This window comes from Halomonas sp. BDJS001, assembly GCF_026104355.1.
Classification (GTDB): Bacteria; Pseudomonadota; Gammaproteobacteria; order Pseudomonadales; family Halomonadaceae; genus Vreelandella.
The window spans coordinates 3906946-3921956 of the sequence record NZ_CP110535.1 but is presented as its reverse complement, the minus strand read 5'-3'; the positions used below and the strand labels follow the sequence as shown (position 1 = coordinate 3921956).

Genomic DNA, 15011 nt, shown 5'->3' with positions numbered 1-15011 from the left:
CGCTGTAGCTACCTAGGAGCCCCCTATGCTGAATGCCATTACTGATTTCTTCCAGCGCACGCTGGCGCAGCCTGAACAGCGTGAAAACCAAGCGCTGACCCTGGAGCTCGCTACCGCCGCACTGCTATGTGAAATCATCCGCGCCGACTACGATACCAGCGAAGAAGAGCTTGCTGCCCTGCGTACTATGCTTACTGAGCGCTATCGGTTAAGCGAAAGCGATGTGGAAGAGCTAATGTCACTTGCTCAAGCGGAAGTGGATGAAGCCGTCGATCACTACCAGTTCGTGAGCCTGATCAAAGAGCACTATAACTACGACCAGCGCTGTGAGCTGGTCGCGCAAATGTGGCAGCTGGCCTGGGCCGATGGCAATGTCGACCCCCTAGAGGAGCATCGAATTCGTCGCTTGGCGGACTTGCTTTACGTTAGCCACAGCGATTTTATCCGTACCAAACTGCACGTAGAGGAGCGCAATAACCACGATGCATAACCGCAACGAAGACTCGAATTTAATGGATCTAATTAGCTCGATTGAGCGTATGGAGCAGGATGCTTCGCGGGTCAGCGTTGACGATGTTGTTCACGCCGTTGGGCGGCGCTCGTTTGGGCCGCTGCTGTTAGTTGCCGGGCTAATCACGCTCACCCCGATCATTGGCGATATACCCGGTATGCCGACCTTAATGGCCGCATTGGTTCTGCTGGTTTCCGTGCAGTTGCTAGCGGGAAGTGAGGCGTTTTGGCTGCCTCGCTGGTTGCTAAAACGCTCTCTTTCCCGTCGAAAGTTTAATAAAGGCATCCAGCTGATGAAAAAGCCTGCCCGCTGGATTGATGGACTATTGCGGGTGCGGTTACCTTGGCTGACGGGCTATATCGGCATTCGAGTGACTGCCGCGATTTGTTTATTGATCGCGCTGGCAATGCCGCCGATGGAGTTTATTCCCTTTTCGGCCAACGGTGCTGGGCTGGCGCTGACGCTACTGGGGCTAGGTTTGGTTGCCCGCGATGGCATTGCGCTGTTACTGGGGTTTGCGCTATTCGGCGCCACCTGCGCCTTCATCACGATGAACCTGATATAACAAAACCTGATATAAAAAAGGAGTATCGCTGTGTCCAACCCGATTTCAACGCCGCCGCCAAAGCCCCCAGAGAGCCAGAATGATTGGGAGCGCCGCATTGAAACGGCGCTATGGAACTCACGCTTTTTGGTGATGCTCGCGGTCGTGCCCAGCCTATTGGGATCGTTAATGCTGTTTATCGTTGGCACTGTCGATATTTTCAAGGTGGTCGCCGACGTAATGAGTTACTACCTATTAGGGGGCACCCAGGACATCCACGACAGCCTAGTGCCCGATATCATTATTGCGGTGGATATCTACCTGATCGCCATCGTACTGCTAATTTTCGGCTTGGGGGTTTACCGCTTATTCGTTTCCCGCATCGATCAAGCCGAAGAGAGCAATTTGCGTCACCCCTTTAATGTCGCCTCGCTAGACCAGTTGAAAGATAAAATCGCCCGGGTGGTGATTCTGGCAGTGATTATTGAGTTTTTCCGCGCCGTGGTCGACATTCGCTTTGCCACGCCCCTGGAAGCCATCTATTTAGCGCTTTCTGTCCTGGCGCTGGCAGCCGCGCTCTATTTGATGAGCCTGGGCCATAAAGGTGAATAAGCGTTAGCACAGTTGCGAACTGCCCGTGCTACTGACTACTTTCTATTAGCAAACCTTCTACCAGCCTATTTAACTGCTGCTGGAACTGCCCGCCGGGCGAGGGAGGGTTCGGGTCTGAAGTGATTACCACGGTCATTTCACGCTCGGGAATAACGAACAGCGCCTGGCCGCCATATCCGCGCCCGTAGTACACATCTTCGCCCGCCAACTGGGTAATAAACCAACCATAGCCGTATCCGTCGCCAGTCCAGCGTGATGTGCCGCGCGGCTGCCATGATTCTTCTACCCAGCCCTCTGGCAGAATGCGCTGTTCGTCTCCTGCCTCATTAAAGACGATGCCATCATTCCGATACAGCTCGCCCACCTCTATCAGTGCTCGCGGCGAGAGCTGCATATCATTGCCGCCAAAGTAGATCCCTTGCGGGTCGCGTAGCCAGGGGCGAATGGTGATATTAAGCGGATCTCCCAATAGGCGCTGGGCAAGGGCATGGGTCGACTCGCCGCTGGCGTGGGTGAGCGCAGCGGAAAGCAAGTGGCTTGTGCCGGTGGAGTAGAGCATCCGCCCACCGGGGGCATCCACAAAAGGGCGGGTAATGGCATCATTCACCCAGTTAGCGCTGGCGACCCAGGCGCTGTAATTGCCGCCTGACGTTCGTTCTAGCCCTGCCTGCTGGGCGAGTAGGTGCGCAACGGTGATTTCATTAACACGCGGGTCGGTGCCGCTCGGCAGATGATCGCCAAGTAGCGCCACCATAGGTTGTTCAGCGGATTCAACGATGCCCGCTTCAATCGCTGCCCCGGTAATGGCAGCCAGCACGGTTTTGGACAGCGACTTAATGTTGGCAGGCGAGGCCACCCCCGGCCCACCCTGGTGCAACTCATGAATAATCTCACCATCGTAGGCCACTACCACACTATGTACGCGGTCTAGTTGGCGGGTTTGGCGATCTAGCGCCTGGAGAGCGTCTGCAGAAGGTTCATTCGCTGTGGCATAGGTGGTGGGTAACAACGAAATAACGGCAAACGAAACAAGCAAAGCAGTAGCGCGCATCGCAACACCTTCGGTATGAGTGGCAAAGGTTCGAGGTTTAGAAGTAGCAGAGGTTCCGCAGTACATGCACAGCCATGTTCTAACAGAGAAATGCAGCGATATTACGCAAAACCTGAAAAAGCCTGCTAGGCTAGGGGTGTTGATTCATGGGCAAGCAAGCCTTTGATTTCCCTAAAACGCAACAAGCAAGGAGCGCCCTATGCGTAATATTATTTACATTATTGGTCTTATCGTGGTTGTGCTGTTCATTCTTTCGATGCTTGGCCTGCGCTAACATCTAGGCACTGGTTTCATACAGCATGCCAACAAAAACCGCCCGAAGCGTTTGCTTGCGGGCGGTTTTATTATGAGCAGCTTTTATAAGCTGCTGAGTTCAGCAATGCTTGGCAACAGCTTGCGTTAAGCGCAATCAGCAGCCCCTTGGCCAAACATATCAAACATTATTTCACGGCCAAGGCGAGTCAGTACAAAGCGGCCATACTCATTGAAGGTGGCGGCTTCACTGGCTTCCATCACTTGCTGGCAGGTTGCCCATGTGGGGGTTGCGGCACATAGTGTGAGCAGTTCACGGTGGGCTAAACCGCGCTGGGGTAAGGTAATGGTTTCCAGGACATGGCCGTTATCGTAGAGCAGCTCAGCGGCGATCGATAAGCATTGACGAAGGCTACGCTGAACGTTCGCAGTAGTCGACAGCCCACTTGACGAGGGGGCAGAGTGTTCTTTCGTAGGCTCGGGAGTCATCGTATGTTCTCCAACGGTCAGCACCAAATCGGGCTTGTTGCAGCGCATTATAAACCAAAGTCGATGTTAGACCAAGGTCTATAAGGTGGAGCGGATCTCCCACTATTGAGCTCATCAACGGTAGGTCAATGTGCTACGCTCGCTATCACGTATTTTAGCGAGTTAATAAGTCATGCATATCAGTGTATTCGGAACCGGTTATGTCGGTCTTGTGGCAGGCGCTTGCTTAGCCGATGTTGGCCATCAAGTCACCTGTATGGATGTTAACGCTGAGCGGATTGAACAGCTTAATGGCGGCGACGTACCGATTTTTGAGCCAGGGCTAAGTACCATCGTTGCCCACAACATAGCGGCGGGCCGTTTACGCTTTACCACCGATGCTGCTCAAGCGGTAGCCAGTGGTGAACTGCTATTTATCGCGGTGGGAACGCCGCCCGATGAAGATGGCAGTGCCGATCTTCGCTATGTGCTAGAGGTGGCGCGCACGATCGGCCAGCATATGGATAGTTATAAGCTGGTGATTGATAAATCTACCGTGCCCGTGGGAACCGCCGAGAAAGTCCAAGCCGTTATCAATGATGCACTTCAACAGCGCGGCGAATCACTCGCGTTTGACGTCTGTTCGAACCCAGAGTTTATGAAAGAAGGTGCCGCGATCGAGGACTTTACCCGCGGCGCGCGGATTATCGTCGGCACCGAAAGCGAACGCGTGAAATCACGTATGCAAGAGTGCTACGCCCCCTACAATCGCAACCACGAAAAACTGATGTTTATGAGCGTGCGGGCCGCCGAACTCACCAAATACGCCGCCAACGCCATGCTCGCCACCAAAATCAGCTTTATGAACGAGATCGCCAACCTTGCCGAAAGGCTTGAAGTGGATGTGGAGGACGTACGGCGTGGTATTGGCAGCGACCCCCGTATTGGTTACCACTTTATCTATCCAGGCTGTGGTTACGGTGGTTCCTGTTTTCCCAAAGATGTCCAGGCGCTAGAGCGTGCTGCGCGTCAGCTAGGCTATACGCCGGAACTGCTCAGCGCCGTCGAGTCAGTGAATTTACGCCAAAAACAAACGCTGTTCACAAAATTGCAAGATAACTTAGGCAATCTAAGTGGTAAGACCATCGCTGTGTGGGGCTTGGCCTTTAAACCCAACACGGATGATATGCGTGAAGCCCCAAGCCGCACGTTAATGGAAGCGCTCTGGCAAGCAGGTGCCAAGGTGCAGGCGTTTGACCCTGAGGCAATAGCGGAGTGTCGGCGCATCTATGGCGAACGGGATGACCTAATGCTGGCCGGCGACCGTATCCAGGCAGTCAAAGGCGCAGATGCGCTGGTGATCTGCACTGAGTGGAAAGAGTTTCGAAGTGTCGATTTTGATTGGCTAGCCGACCAGTTGGCTGAAAAAATCGTCATCGATGGGCGTAATTTGTACACGCCCAGCGCTGTTGAAGAAGCAGGTTTGCGGTACATAGGGGTGGGGAGAAAGAGCAATTAAGAGAGGTATCTATCATCGCGTTTTTACTGATTAATTCGTGTATGCATTACTAGAAGTTACTTGGGATTACGTGTTAATACGAAAAAAAGAGGAGAATATTTAAGTTATTCTTCACCTTGCCGAGGTTTTAAGGTAAGTGTATTAAAAACAGTGTTACGCAGGGCTGCGCAGATATGCGCTTACTGAAGGCAGCAAGCGTAGCTACATGTATTCAAAAAAAGGCTTTGGTTTATGGCTGCTATTACATCACTAGGCATCGGTTCTGGCTTGGATCTGAACGGCTTGCTGGAGCAATTAAAAACGGCAGAACAAGCGAAGCTTGAGCCCATTGCGCAGCAGATTAAGTCTGAGCAAACGCAGATATCTGCCTATGGTCAGCTTAAAAGTGCGCTTGAGCAGTTTCAAAGTTCTGCTGAGGCCCTCAACGATGGTTCGTCATTCGAGAGCTTGACAACCAATGTCGAGGGCAGCGCCGTTGGTGCTGTTAGCAGCAATGAGGCCCAGCCAGGCCAGTACGAAGTCGAGGTCAATCAGTTAGCTACCGCCAGTAGCTTGGTGACGGAACGTCTAGAAACAGCAGTGGAAAGTATAGTGACGGGCGAACAGTCTTTAGATTTTACTATCGCTGATGGCAACCTGACCACGATTACTATCCCTGACGGCAGTTCTCTTGAAGATATGCGTGACGCCATTAATGAGCAGAGCGATGGCCGCTTAAATGCCTCCATTATCAATGATGGCGAAGGTTATAGGCTTTCCGTTAATGCCACCGATACCGGCGCAGACGCGAGTATTGAAAGCACTAATTTTTCTGACATTCTAGCCGCTGGCGTCGCAACCTCCGACGCACAGGTAGTTCAAGCAGGCCAGGATGCGGCGTTTAACGTCAATGGAATCGATATCGTTAGCCCCACCAATCAAGTGGAAGGTGCAATTCAAGGCGTTACCTTGAATCTTGCTGAGGCTGGCGCGACGAGCACTGTAACCGTTGAGCAGGATGATGAAGCTATTCGCGAGCAGGTCACCGCTTTTGTTGATGATTTCAACACGCTCAAAGAGACCATCACGACTTTGACAGCCTTTGACCCAGAGACGGGTCAGGCGGCAGGATTGAATGCCGATGCAACCACTCGGGCTGTTGAAAGAGAGATTCGCCAAACAATCAGTGCAGTTGTCGGTGGAGATGGCTTTAACGTGTTATCTGATATTGGTATTTCACTTCAAGTAGATGGCAAGCTAAAGATTGACGAAAATAAGTTAGATAACATTGTTGCTACTCAGCCAGACCAGCTAGCCAATTTTTTTGCAGGCGATAGCGAGGAAGGTGGTATGGCTGGTCAAATAGCTTCAGCGCTTGAGGGTCTTGTCGGTACAGGTGGTCGGCTTGAAAGTGCCGTTAGCTCATCTGAAAGCCGTGTTAGTTCGTTGGAAGACCGTTTTGCGACCACTGAAAGCCGCATTGAGCAGACCGTTGAGCGTTATCGCACGCAGTTTCAAGCAATGGACGGTATGGTCGCGCAAATGAACCAAACCAGCGCCTATTTGACTCAGCAGTTTGCAACGCTGGGCCAGCAAAACCAAAATTAAGCAGATAAGCTTGCTAAAATAATGGCTTACAAAAAATGCTCAGCACAAAGTGCTGGGCATTTTTTTGCAATGCCTTAAAAACAGCTTAAAAAAGGCGCTACCTCTAAAGTTTGTTCCTCCGCAGCCGATAAATTATCTAGATACCTTTATCTACTACTTATAAGGAACTGAGTCATGGCTTCGATAACTGCACTTGGTGTGGGCTCTGGGCTGGATTTGAATGGTTTGGTAGAACAGCTTAAAGCGGCCGAAAAGCAAAAGCTTGTACCCATTTTACAGCAGCAAAGTGCTCAGAAAACCAAAATTTCAGCTTATGGGCGCCTTGAATCAGCAATGGATCGCGTGCAAACCTCCATCGCTAAGCTTAATGATGCTTCTACGTTTAAGCAGCAAAAAAGCACCGTGACGGGTGACGGCGTGCTGGCGACCGCAGGCGAAACCGCTAACGCAGGGCGTTATGAAGTCACCGTTACCCAATTGGCACGTTCTGGCAGCGCTGCTTCCAACAGTGTAGCGTTAGACCAAGAGCTAACCGCAACCGATACGACGCTGACGCTTGAGTTTGGTGCTGGCGGTACCCAAACAAGCTACGACGTGACTATTTCAGCAGGCAGTACGCTGGCGGATGTTCGTGACCAAATCAACGCGGATAAAGAGTCTGGCGTCACTGCTTCTATCGTTAATGACGGCACTGGATACCGTTTAGCGCTGAGTTCAAAAGAGACAGGCCAAGATGCGTCACTGGAGGGCTTCTCAGGCTTGGCATCGCTGACCATGGATGCAGCTACCCAGCGTTCAGGTCAGAACGCTGAGTTGAATGTTAATGGCATTGCTATTACCAGTAAAACCAACCGCGTTGAAGAGGCAATCCAAGGCGTAACGCTTGACCTTACAGCTGTCTCTGGAAACCCTGTAACGCTGGTGATTGAGCGCGATGAAGCTTCGCTGAAAGAAGCAATTAATGATTTCGTTAAAAACTACAACGAAATGAAGTCCACCGTTGGCCGAATGACCGCCTATAACGGCGAAGGCGAAACATCAGGCGAGCTGGTGGGTGACCGCACCGTGCGCACCATTGAAGACCGCCTACGCCGGGATATCACAGACAACCTCGGAACGGGCGATATTACACGCCTTTCTCAACTGGGTATTGCCATTGATGAGAAGGGACGACTTAAGGTCGATGAAGATAAGTTAGACGATGCAGTCGCCAACAACCCTGAAGGTCTAACTGCCTTTTTTGCAGGTGACTCCAAAGAGGGCGGCTTTGCAGGGCGGCTAAATGCAACGCTTGAAGCCATCACTGCTGAAGATGGCATTATTCAGAGCTCGGTGACTAGCGCTGAACAGCGGGTTGATAGCCTGGATGTGCGCAAGCTGCGTATGGAGGCAAGTATCGAGCGAAGCACCGAGCGTTACCGCAAGCAGTTTGGGCAATTGGATGGCTTGATCGCTCAGATGAACTCAATGAGCAGCTACCTCTCTCAGCAGTTTGACATGCTGGGTAATATGCAGAAAAAGTAATTAATAAAGCGGTTGGAAAAGTGGTTGAGAAAACATCTGAAAAGTTACAGTAAATTACATAAAAAAGAGCATTTTTTTCTAAAGAAGTAGGCGGGGCTGCCGTTAATTATAATAACGGCGACGCAAGCGCCGCTAAGCAGGCCATAAGGCCAGTTAAATTTCGAGGAGCACTTACATGTCTGTAATTAACACTAACATTACTGCCCTGATCGGCCAGAATAATCTGTCCAACTCCCAGTCCATGCTGGCTAAAGCGCAAGAGCGTCTCTCTTCTGGTCTGCGCATCAACAGCGCTGCTGACGATGCTGCGGGTCAAGCCATCGCCAACAAAATGACGGCTCAGATCCGCGGCATGGATCAGGCTAGCCGTAATGCTAGCGACGGTATCTCCCTGGTGCAGACCATGGAAGGCGGCCTGGATCAAATCAACGACAACCTGCAGCGTATTCGTGAGCTAGCGGTACAGGGTGCTAACGACACTAACGCCGCAGAAGACCGTGATGCGATCGTTACCGAGATCAACGAGCGTCTAGCTGAGATTGATCGTGTAGCTGGTAGCAACAACTTTAACGGTACGAACCTGCTGAATGTCAGCGGTGGCGGCACTCTTAATATCCAGGTTGGCTCCAATACTGAAACAGAAGACGTCATTTCTGTTACCACTCTTGACGCTACCGTTTCAGGTCTTGGGTTGGATGCATCAGGTGGTGCTATCACTGGTTCGACCTTTGCAATTACTTCTGGCGGCGCAGTTCACGGCGAATTCCAAAGCTTGGTTGATGCTGTTGATACCGCCACTGAAACACTGGATACCAACCGCGCTACCTTGGGTGCTACCCTTAACCGTTTCGACTCTGTAATCGATAACCTAGCGACGACGTCTACCAATCTCTCTGAAGCCCGCTCACGTATCGAAGACGCTGATTACGCTGTTGAAGTGTCTAACATGACACGTGCTAACATTCTGCAGCAGGCCGGTACTTCCATGCTGGCACAGGCGAACCAGACGCCGCAGTCTGTACTATCTCTGCTGGGCTAATCGTTTAGCTAGTAATGCACAACAGAAAGTAACGACGGGGCCAATAGGCCCCGTTTTTATTTTTTAAGGCAGACGACTCCAAGCACTGACGATTAAAAGCAACTGTCGCATTCATCAAGTTAATTTACATTGGCTTACACAAAAAAAGGGATTTTTATTAAAGAAGCAGTTGGAGCTGCCGTTAATTATAATAACGGCAACGCAGGTGCCGCAAAGCAGGCCTCAAGGCCAGTTAATTTCCAAGGAGCACTCACATGTCTGTAATCAACACTAATATTACTGCCCTGATCGGCCAGAATAACCTCTCTAATTCTCAGTCCATGCTGGCCAAGGCGCAAGAGCGCCTCTCTTCTGGTCTGCGCATCAACAGCGCTGCTGACGATGCTGCGGGTCAAGCCATCGCCAACAAAATGACGGCTCAGATCCGCGGTATGGATCAGGCTAGCCGTAATGCTAGCGACGGTATCTCCCTGGTACAGACCATGGAAGGCGGCCTGGATCAAATCAACGACAACCTGCAGCGTATTCGTGAGCTAGCGGTACAGGGTGCTAACGACACTAACGCCGCAGAAGACCGTGATGCGATCGTTACCGAGATCAACGAGCGTCTAGCTGAGATTGATCGTGTAGCTGGTAGCAACAACTTTAACGGTACGAACCTGCTGAATGTCAGCGGTGGTGGCACTCTTAATATCCAGGTTGGCTCCAATACTGAAACTGAAGACGTCATTTCTGTTACCACGCTTGACGCTACCGTTTCAGGTCTTGGATTGGATGCATCAGGTGGTGCTATCACTGGTTCGACCTTTGCAATTACTTCTGGCGGCGCGGTTCACGGCGAATTCCAAAGCTTGGTTGATGCTGTTGATACCGCCACTGAAACACTGGATACCAACCGCGCTACCTTGGGTGCTACCCTTAACCGTTTCGACTCTGTAATCGATAACCTGGCGACGACGTCTACCAATCTCTCTGAAGCCCGTTCACGTATCGAAGACGCTGATTACGCTGTTGAAGTGTCTAACATGACACGTGCTAACATTCTTCAGCAGGCCGGTACTTCCATGCTGGCACAGGCGAACCAAACACCGCAGTCTGTACTGTCTCTGCTGGGCTAATCGTTTAGCTAGTGATGCACAACAGAAAGTAACGACGGGGCCCAATTGGGCCCCGTTTTCTTGCGTGGGAGCCTGATAATTTCGGCGATTCTCTGACTCTGGCGCCCACTTTGGAGTTAGTAGTCGAGAGTTCCTTATAAGTAAAATCTCAATTTATAGCTTACTTTAACCTCTGCGCGTCACTGATCGTGTGAACACATACGCAAATAGAGGCGCATTCGTGCCTTTGCTGATTGGACGAGCAGGGTAAACTAATTAAATTGCCATTTTTCTCTGTGAGCCGCTTCATGGTCAAGACCTCCTCTACCCCTGCTACTCAAAAACGCAAACCTCGCCTGCTTTGGGCTAATCCTTCTTGTTTATTGGATACCTCCAGCGGTGCCAGCATGACCGTGCGCCAAATGCTGTTACAGCTTGCGGCCTGTGGCTATGAGATTCAGGTGTTGGGGGCAACTGTTTTTGATAACCCGAAAGGAATGGGGGGGCTCAAGGAGCAATATCCAGACCTTAATGCGAACCTCCATCAATTGATTGAAGCCGAAGATGGCCCGCTGACTCATCAATTGGTGGTTAGCTATAGCTACAACCGCAACCATTTTACGGCGCATGAAGAGGGGCTCTGGTACAGCCAGTACCTCTATATACTGGATTCATTTAAGCCAGACATTGTCTGGTATTACGGCGGCCAAACGCTGGATATGTTAATTGCCGCTGAAGCGCGTGACCGGGGGATACCTGTCGCTTTCTATCTCGCCAATGGCAACTATAAAGCATCAAATTGGTGCCGTGACATTGATCTGATTCTGACCGATAGCCAGGCCACGGCAGATATGTACCGTAAAACGGTGGGCTATGCCGCCAAACCTGTAGGCAAGTTCATTGCCCCTGATAATTTTATCGCCGATCACCATGAGCGAAATCGACTGCTGTTTGTTAACCCCAGTTGGCAAAAGGGGGCTAGCGTATTCGTACAGTTAGCTGAAAAACTGGAGCGCGAGAGGCCCGATATTGAGCTTGAAGTGGTAGAAGCACGTGCTGACTGGCCCGCCGTGCTGCGTGAAACTACACGCCGAATGGGTAAGCTACGTAACTCGTTAAGCAATGTAACCATTACTGCCAATACCAACGATATGCGCGGCCCTTATGGGCGTGCTCGTGTGGTGATAGCTCCTAGCCTATGGTGGGAAAGCTCTGGACGAGTGCTTGCGGAGGCCATGCTTAACGGGATTCCTGCACTGATTACCAATCGGGGAGGCATGCCTGAAATGATAGGGGATGCAGGTATCGCCTTTGATTTCCCTGATGAGTGTTATAAAGAGCCCTATCAACAACTTCTCAGCGAAGAAGAGCTTCAACCGCTGATTAATGCGGTCATCAGTTTTTTCGATGACGAAGACCTTTATCAAGACTATGTAAATCGCGCTTGGCAAGTAGGTAAAGAGAAGCACCACCTTGATAGCGCTACAGAGCGTCTAGTGACCGCGCTAACACCACTGGTAAACTTACGCGCTGGAAATAAAGACTTCGCCATCGCCCAGAAGAAACGTCATCGTCAACGCCTCGCCACCCGAGCAACCAAGCCAACGTTCAAAGTCGATAACTCGTTTCAACAGTTGGTTCGCAATGACACTAACGCCAAATCGAGTGAAGACACGCAAGCGCCACGTCTATATTTAATAAATGACTTTACTTGGCAGTTCAAAGGCAAAGTGATGGTGCTCGATAATCGTGCCAGCTTAATTAAAAGTGGTCTCGCCGAACAGATGGCGGCTACTAAGGCCTTTGGTATCGTTGCGTTTGATCCCGCTAGCGAATTAAAGAACGCCAAGCAGTATGAAGGCAACGAATATATTCAGTTATTCCAGCATGCCCTGCTCGGTGATGGGAGCACAGCTACCCTTCATGCCTGTGTATCCGCGGAAATGACTAGTACGCTTTATCCGTTACCGGCTGACAAACTACCCAAACGCCATGAATTGAGCGCCAAGCCGTTAGCTGAATTGCCGATTAGCTCAATAGCCATAGATAGCATTGAGGGCTTAGGCAATCTTGATTGGCTAATTCTTGATGAGCTAAGCGATGCTATGGCCGTGCTGGAGAATGGTAAAAAGGCATTGACCGACACGCTACTGATTCAGGTGCGAGTGCCTTTCCAGCTCACCCATGAGAAACAGCCTAGCTTTGCTGAACTACAGCACTGGGCCAGCCGAAATGGTTTTCGCTTTTATCGCTTCCACAATATTCGCCACTACAGCCATTTGCCAGAAGAGTTGAACGCTCGCGCACCTTGCGCCACGGAGCAGGAAAGTGCTGATGTACTATTCCTTCCCTCCCACGAACGTATGGCGGCTCTGAGTGATGAGAATAAAACCAAACTGGCATTTATTCTGAGTGCAGTATTTGCGGCGCATGATGTGGCGTTTGAGCTTCTGGCGAATGTTAGCCAAGAGAAGGCGCTGGAGTTTCTTGAAGCGCAAGAGCTTTTACCTAAAGCGCCAGTAACCAAAGCACAGGTGCCACCACCGGCAGGGCCTCCGATCCCCCAAAGTGAGCATGTCAAAGGCGATCCAGTAGTGACTGTTTTGTGTCCTACCTATAATCATGGCCCGTATATTGAGGACGCTCTAAAAGGCTTTGTATCGCAGAAAACAAATTTTCCGTTTGAAGTTATCGTGATCGATGACGCATCGACTGATGATACGCAAAAAATTATCAGCAGGTATGTAAATGAATATCCTGATTTGATAATTCCAGTTTTTAATGATATCAATCTAAGATCTCAGAATAAAAATATTACAAATAAATTGAAAGAAATGGCGCGTGGAAAATATATTGCTACGTGTGAAGGAGATGATTATTGGGTTGATAGAAGTCAACTGCAACAACAGTATGATTTTATGGAGTCTAACCTTGATTACTCGGTTTGCTACCATGATGCATTTACTTTTCAGAATGGTGAAGTAGTTCGCAGCTCTAAGCTCCCAGACAGGGAAAAAAGAGATTTCTCTCAAGAAGATCTCTTGTTAAATAATTGTTTTTTGCTAACACTTACAAAATTTGTAAGAAAAGAAGTTCATTTTTCACGCTCTGTTCCTGAAGGTGTTAGAATTGGTAACGGTGACAATCTTGCAATTTCAAGACTCGGATTGGTCGGGAAAGGAAAGTACTTGACAGGTATTAAGCCAGCAGCCTATCGGTTACATCATAAATCAATATGGTCGAGTAAAGATCTCGTCGAAAAATCACTTATGTTAAGTAACTCTCTTAATTGGATAGGTGTGTTTCATGAGCGAGAAGGTAGGAAAGAGATTGCTGATTTTTATTACAGAAAGTCGAAAGCTACGGCTAATGTTAATTATATTAAAGGTGTAAGTGCGCCCCATGGCCTGGTGAAGAAACTTGATAAATTAGGAGTGCAGAAACCTTGCGATATTTTAGAGTTCTCTACGCTCGATAATCTGTTTTTTAAGGGAAGTAATAACGCCGTTAAAAGTGTAAATGGTGATAAAAATACTTTTATCGTAGACATAGATGGTGCTAAATTTAATGCGCCGGATAAGCATTATAAAATTGCTATTATAAACGATATTTCGATTTTTTCCGAAAATCCTGAAAAACTTGCGCGAGAAGTAGTCAGAATATCATCTTCTGTAATCGTAACTAGCCTTGGAAAGAGTGGCAATGTTGTTTGTGAAAAAATTAAGAATATATTTGCACGGCATGCCAAAAAACAGATCTGATAGAAAGTGGTTCCATGGTTTTCTACGCATTTGAGAAAGGTGCATATGTTTAACGATAAATCAATTTTGATTACCGGTGGAACCGGCTCATTTGGCCATACTTTTGTGCCTATGTTACTTGCACGCTTCAATCCACGTCGGGTTATTATTTTCTCCCGTGATGAGATGAAACAGTGGGAGATGGCCAAACTGTTTCAAAACGATGATCGGCTAAGATTTTTTATCGGCGATGTGCGTGATAGGGAGCGCATGTATCGCGCACTGGATGGCGTGGATTATGTAGTACATGCGGCCGCCACAAAAATTGTACCCACCGCTGAGTATAATCCCTTTGAGTGCATCAAGACCAATATCAATGGTGCCATGAACGTGATCGATGCATGTATCGACAAGGGGGTTAAAGGGGTAGTTGCGCTGTCCACCGATAAAGCCAGCAGCCCCATAAATTTGTATGGCGCTACAAAGCTAGCATCTGACAAAATTTTTGTAGCGGGTAACTCCTACGCTGGTGGCCATGAAACCAAATTTTCCGTGGTTCGGTATGGCAACGTAATGGGGTCACGTGGTTCCGTAATACCGTTTTTTATGTCTATCAAAGACAAGGGTGTACTACCTATTACTGATCTACGCATGACTCGCTTTATGATTAGTCTGGAGCAGGGCGTAAAACTTGTTTGGCATGCTTTTGAAGACATGGTTGGTGGCGAGATTTATGTAAAGAAAATTCCTTCGATGAGAGTCACAGACTTGGCGCGCGTTATTGCACCTGAGGCCAAGCAAGAAATAGTTGGTATTCGTCCTGGTGAAAAACTACATGAACAAATGATTGGTTCAGAAGATTCTCACTTTACCTACGAGTATACGGAACACTTTAAGATATTGCCGAGTATCAATAACTGGGGAAACTCTATAGAACGTATCAAAGATGGCAAAAAGGTGCCCGAAGGTTTTGTGTACTCAAGCGATAACAACACTGAATGGATGACCGACAACGAGCTAAAAAACTGGATTGATAATCACTATAACGAAATTGGCAAGATTTAATT

12 protein-coding genes are annotated in these 15011 nt (G+C 49.3%); 10 read left to right on the top strand and 2 right to left on the bottom strand.

Translation table 11 applies throughout. The features are described from left to right. The first annotated feature begins 25 nt into the window (after positions 1–25). From OM794_RS18240 to OM794_RS18230, 3 genes are read left to right on the top strand one after another with little or no spacing between them, the layout of a single operon-like run. A complete protein-coding gene (locus OM794_RS18240) occupies positions 26–490 on the top strand; it encodes a TerB family tellurite resistance protein (protein ID WP_211593874.1) in 465 nt (154 codons plus the stop codon). Beyond that, the gene (locus tag OM794_RS18235; RefSeq protein ID WP_211593873.1) at positions 483–1076 is read left to right on the top strand and encodes an exopolysaccharide biosynthesis protein; all 594 of its coding nucleotides are present in this window, start codon (positions 483–485) and stop codon (positions 1074–1076) included. Before OM794_RS18240 ends, OM794_RS18235 begins: the two co-directional genes overlap by 8 nt. Before the next feature lie 30 nt (positions 1077–1106). Beyond that, positions 1107–1667, top strand: coding sequence for a YqhA family protein (locus OM794_RS18230; protein ID WP_226247014.1), 561 nt, complete (start codon positions 1107–1109; stop codon positions 1665–1667). Positions 1668–1695: 28 nt separating this feature from the next. On the opposite strand, the gene OM794_RS18225 is transcribed toward OM794_RS18230, so the two are convergent. Further along, positions 1696–2718 carry a serine hydrolase domain-containing protein gene (locus tag OM794_RS18225; RefSeq protein WP_226247015.1) on the bottom strand — a complete coding sequence of 341 codons (1023 nt, stop codon included), beginning with the start codon at positions 2716–2718 and terminating at the stop codon, positions 1696–1698. A 399-nt stretch (positions 2719–3117) separates the two neighbouring features. Next, the gene (locus OM794_RS18220; protein ID WP_211593870.1) at positions 3118–3459 is read right to left on the bottom strand and encodes a hypothetical protein; all 342 of its coding nucleotides are present in this window, start codon (positions 3457–3459) and stop codon (positions 3118–3120) included. Positions 3460–3631: 172 nt separating this feature from the next. On the opposite strand from OM794_RS18220, the gene OM794_RS18215 reads away from it, so the two are divergent. The 7 genes from OM794_RS18215 to pseB all read left to right on the top strand — a co-directional run bounded on the left by OM794_RS18215 (position 3632) and on the right by pseB (position 15009). Further along, positions 3632–4957, top strand: a complete 1326-nt coding sequence (locus tag OM794_RS18215; RefSeq protein ID WP_226247016.1) for a UDP-glucose dehydrogenase family protein — start codon at positions 3632–3634, stop codon at positions 4955–4957. 231 nt (positions 4958–5188) lie between these two features. Continuing rightward, on the top strand, positions 5189–6544 hold the full coding sequence (gene fliD / locus OM794_RS18210) for a flagellar filament capping protein FliD (RefSeq protein ID WP_226247017.1): 1356 nt from the start codon (positions 5189–5191) through the stop codon (positions 6542–6544). Positions 6545–6718: 174 nt separating this feature from the next. Then, positions 6719–8068 carry a flagellar filament capping protein FliD gene (fliD, locus tag OM794_RS18205; RefSeq protein WP_226247018.1) on the top strand — a complete coding sequence of 450 codons (1350 nt, stop codon included), beginning with the start codon at positions 6719–6721 and terminating at the stop codon, positions 8066–8068. A 175-nt stretch (positions 8069–8243) separates the two neighbouring features. Further along, entirely contained in the window at positions 8244–9107 is an 864-nt protein-coding gene (locus tag OM794_RS18200) for a flagellin (protein WP_226247019.1), read from the top strand. Positions 9108–9361: 254 nt separating this feature from the next. Then, positions 9362–10225 (top strand): flagellin, encoded by an 864-nt coding sequence (locus tag OM794_RS18195; protein WP_226247019.1) that lies wholly within the window; start codon positions 9362–9364, stop codon positions 10223–10225. A gap of 287 nt (positions 10226–10512) precedes the next feature. Beyond that, on the top strand, positions 10513–13965 hold the full coding sequence (locus OM794_RS18190; RefSeq protein ID WP_265153944.1) for a glycosyltransferase: 3453 nt from the start codon (positions 10513–10515) through the stop codon (positions 13963–13965). 45 nt (positions 13966–14010) lie between these two features. Further along, positions 14011–15009 (top strand): UDP-N-acetylglucosamine 4,6-dehydratase (inverting), encoded by a 999-nt coding sequence (gene pseB, locus OM794_RS18185; protein ID WP_226251240.1) that lies wholly within the window; start codon positions 14011–14013, stop codon positions 15007–15009. Positions 15010–15011: the final 2 nt, after the last annotated feature.

What these genes read in the sequence shown, in the direction of transcription:
- OM794_RS18240 (WP_211593874.1), top strand. Translation starts at nt 26, where the DNA reads ATGCTGAATGCCATTACTGATTTCTTCCAGCGCACGCTGGCGCAGCCT.
- OM794_RS18235 (WP_211593873.1), top strand. Translation starts at nt 483, where the DNA reads ATGCATAACCGCAACGAAGACTCGAATTTAATGGATCTAATTAGCTCG.
- OM794_RS18225 (WP_226247015.1), bottom strand. Translation starts at nt 2,718, where the DNA reads ATGCGCGCTACTGCTTTGCTTGTTTCGTTTGCCGTTATTTCGTTGTTA.
- OM794_RS18220 (WP_211593870.1), bottom strand. Translation starts at nt 3,459, where the DNA reads ATGACTCCCGAGCCTACGAAAGAACACTCTGCCCCCTCGTCAAGTGGG.
- OM794_RS18215 (WP_226247016.1), top strand. Translation starts at nt 3,632, where the DNA reads ATGCATATCAGTGTATTCGGAACCGGTTATGTCGGTCTTGTGGCAGGC.
- fliD (WP_226247017.1), top strand. Translation starts at nt 5,189, where the DNA reads ATGGCTGCTATTACATCACTAGGCATCGGTTCTGGCTTGGATCTGAAC.
- fliD (WP_226247018.1), top strand. Translation starts at nt 6,719, where the DNA reads ATGGCTTCGATAACTGCACTTGGTGTGGGCTCTGGGCTGGATTTGAAT.
- OM794_RS18200 (WP_226247019.1), top strand. Translation starts at nt 8,244, where the DNA reads ATGTCTGTAATTAACACTAACATTACTGCCCTGATCGGCCAGAATAAT.
- OM794_RS18195 (WP_226247019.1), top strand. Translation starts at nt 9,362, where the DNA reads ATGTCTGTAATCAACACTAATATTACTGCCCTGATCGGCCAGAATAAC.
- OM794_RS18190 (WP_265153944.1), top strand. Translation starts at nt 10,513, where the DNA reads ATGGTCAAGACCTCCTCTACCCCTGCTACTCAAAAACGCAAACCTCGC.
- pseB (WP_226251240.1), top strand. Translation starts at nt 14,011, where the DNA reads ATGTTTAACGATAAATCAATTTTGATTACCGGTGGAACCGGCTCATTT.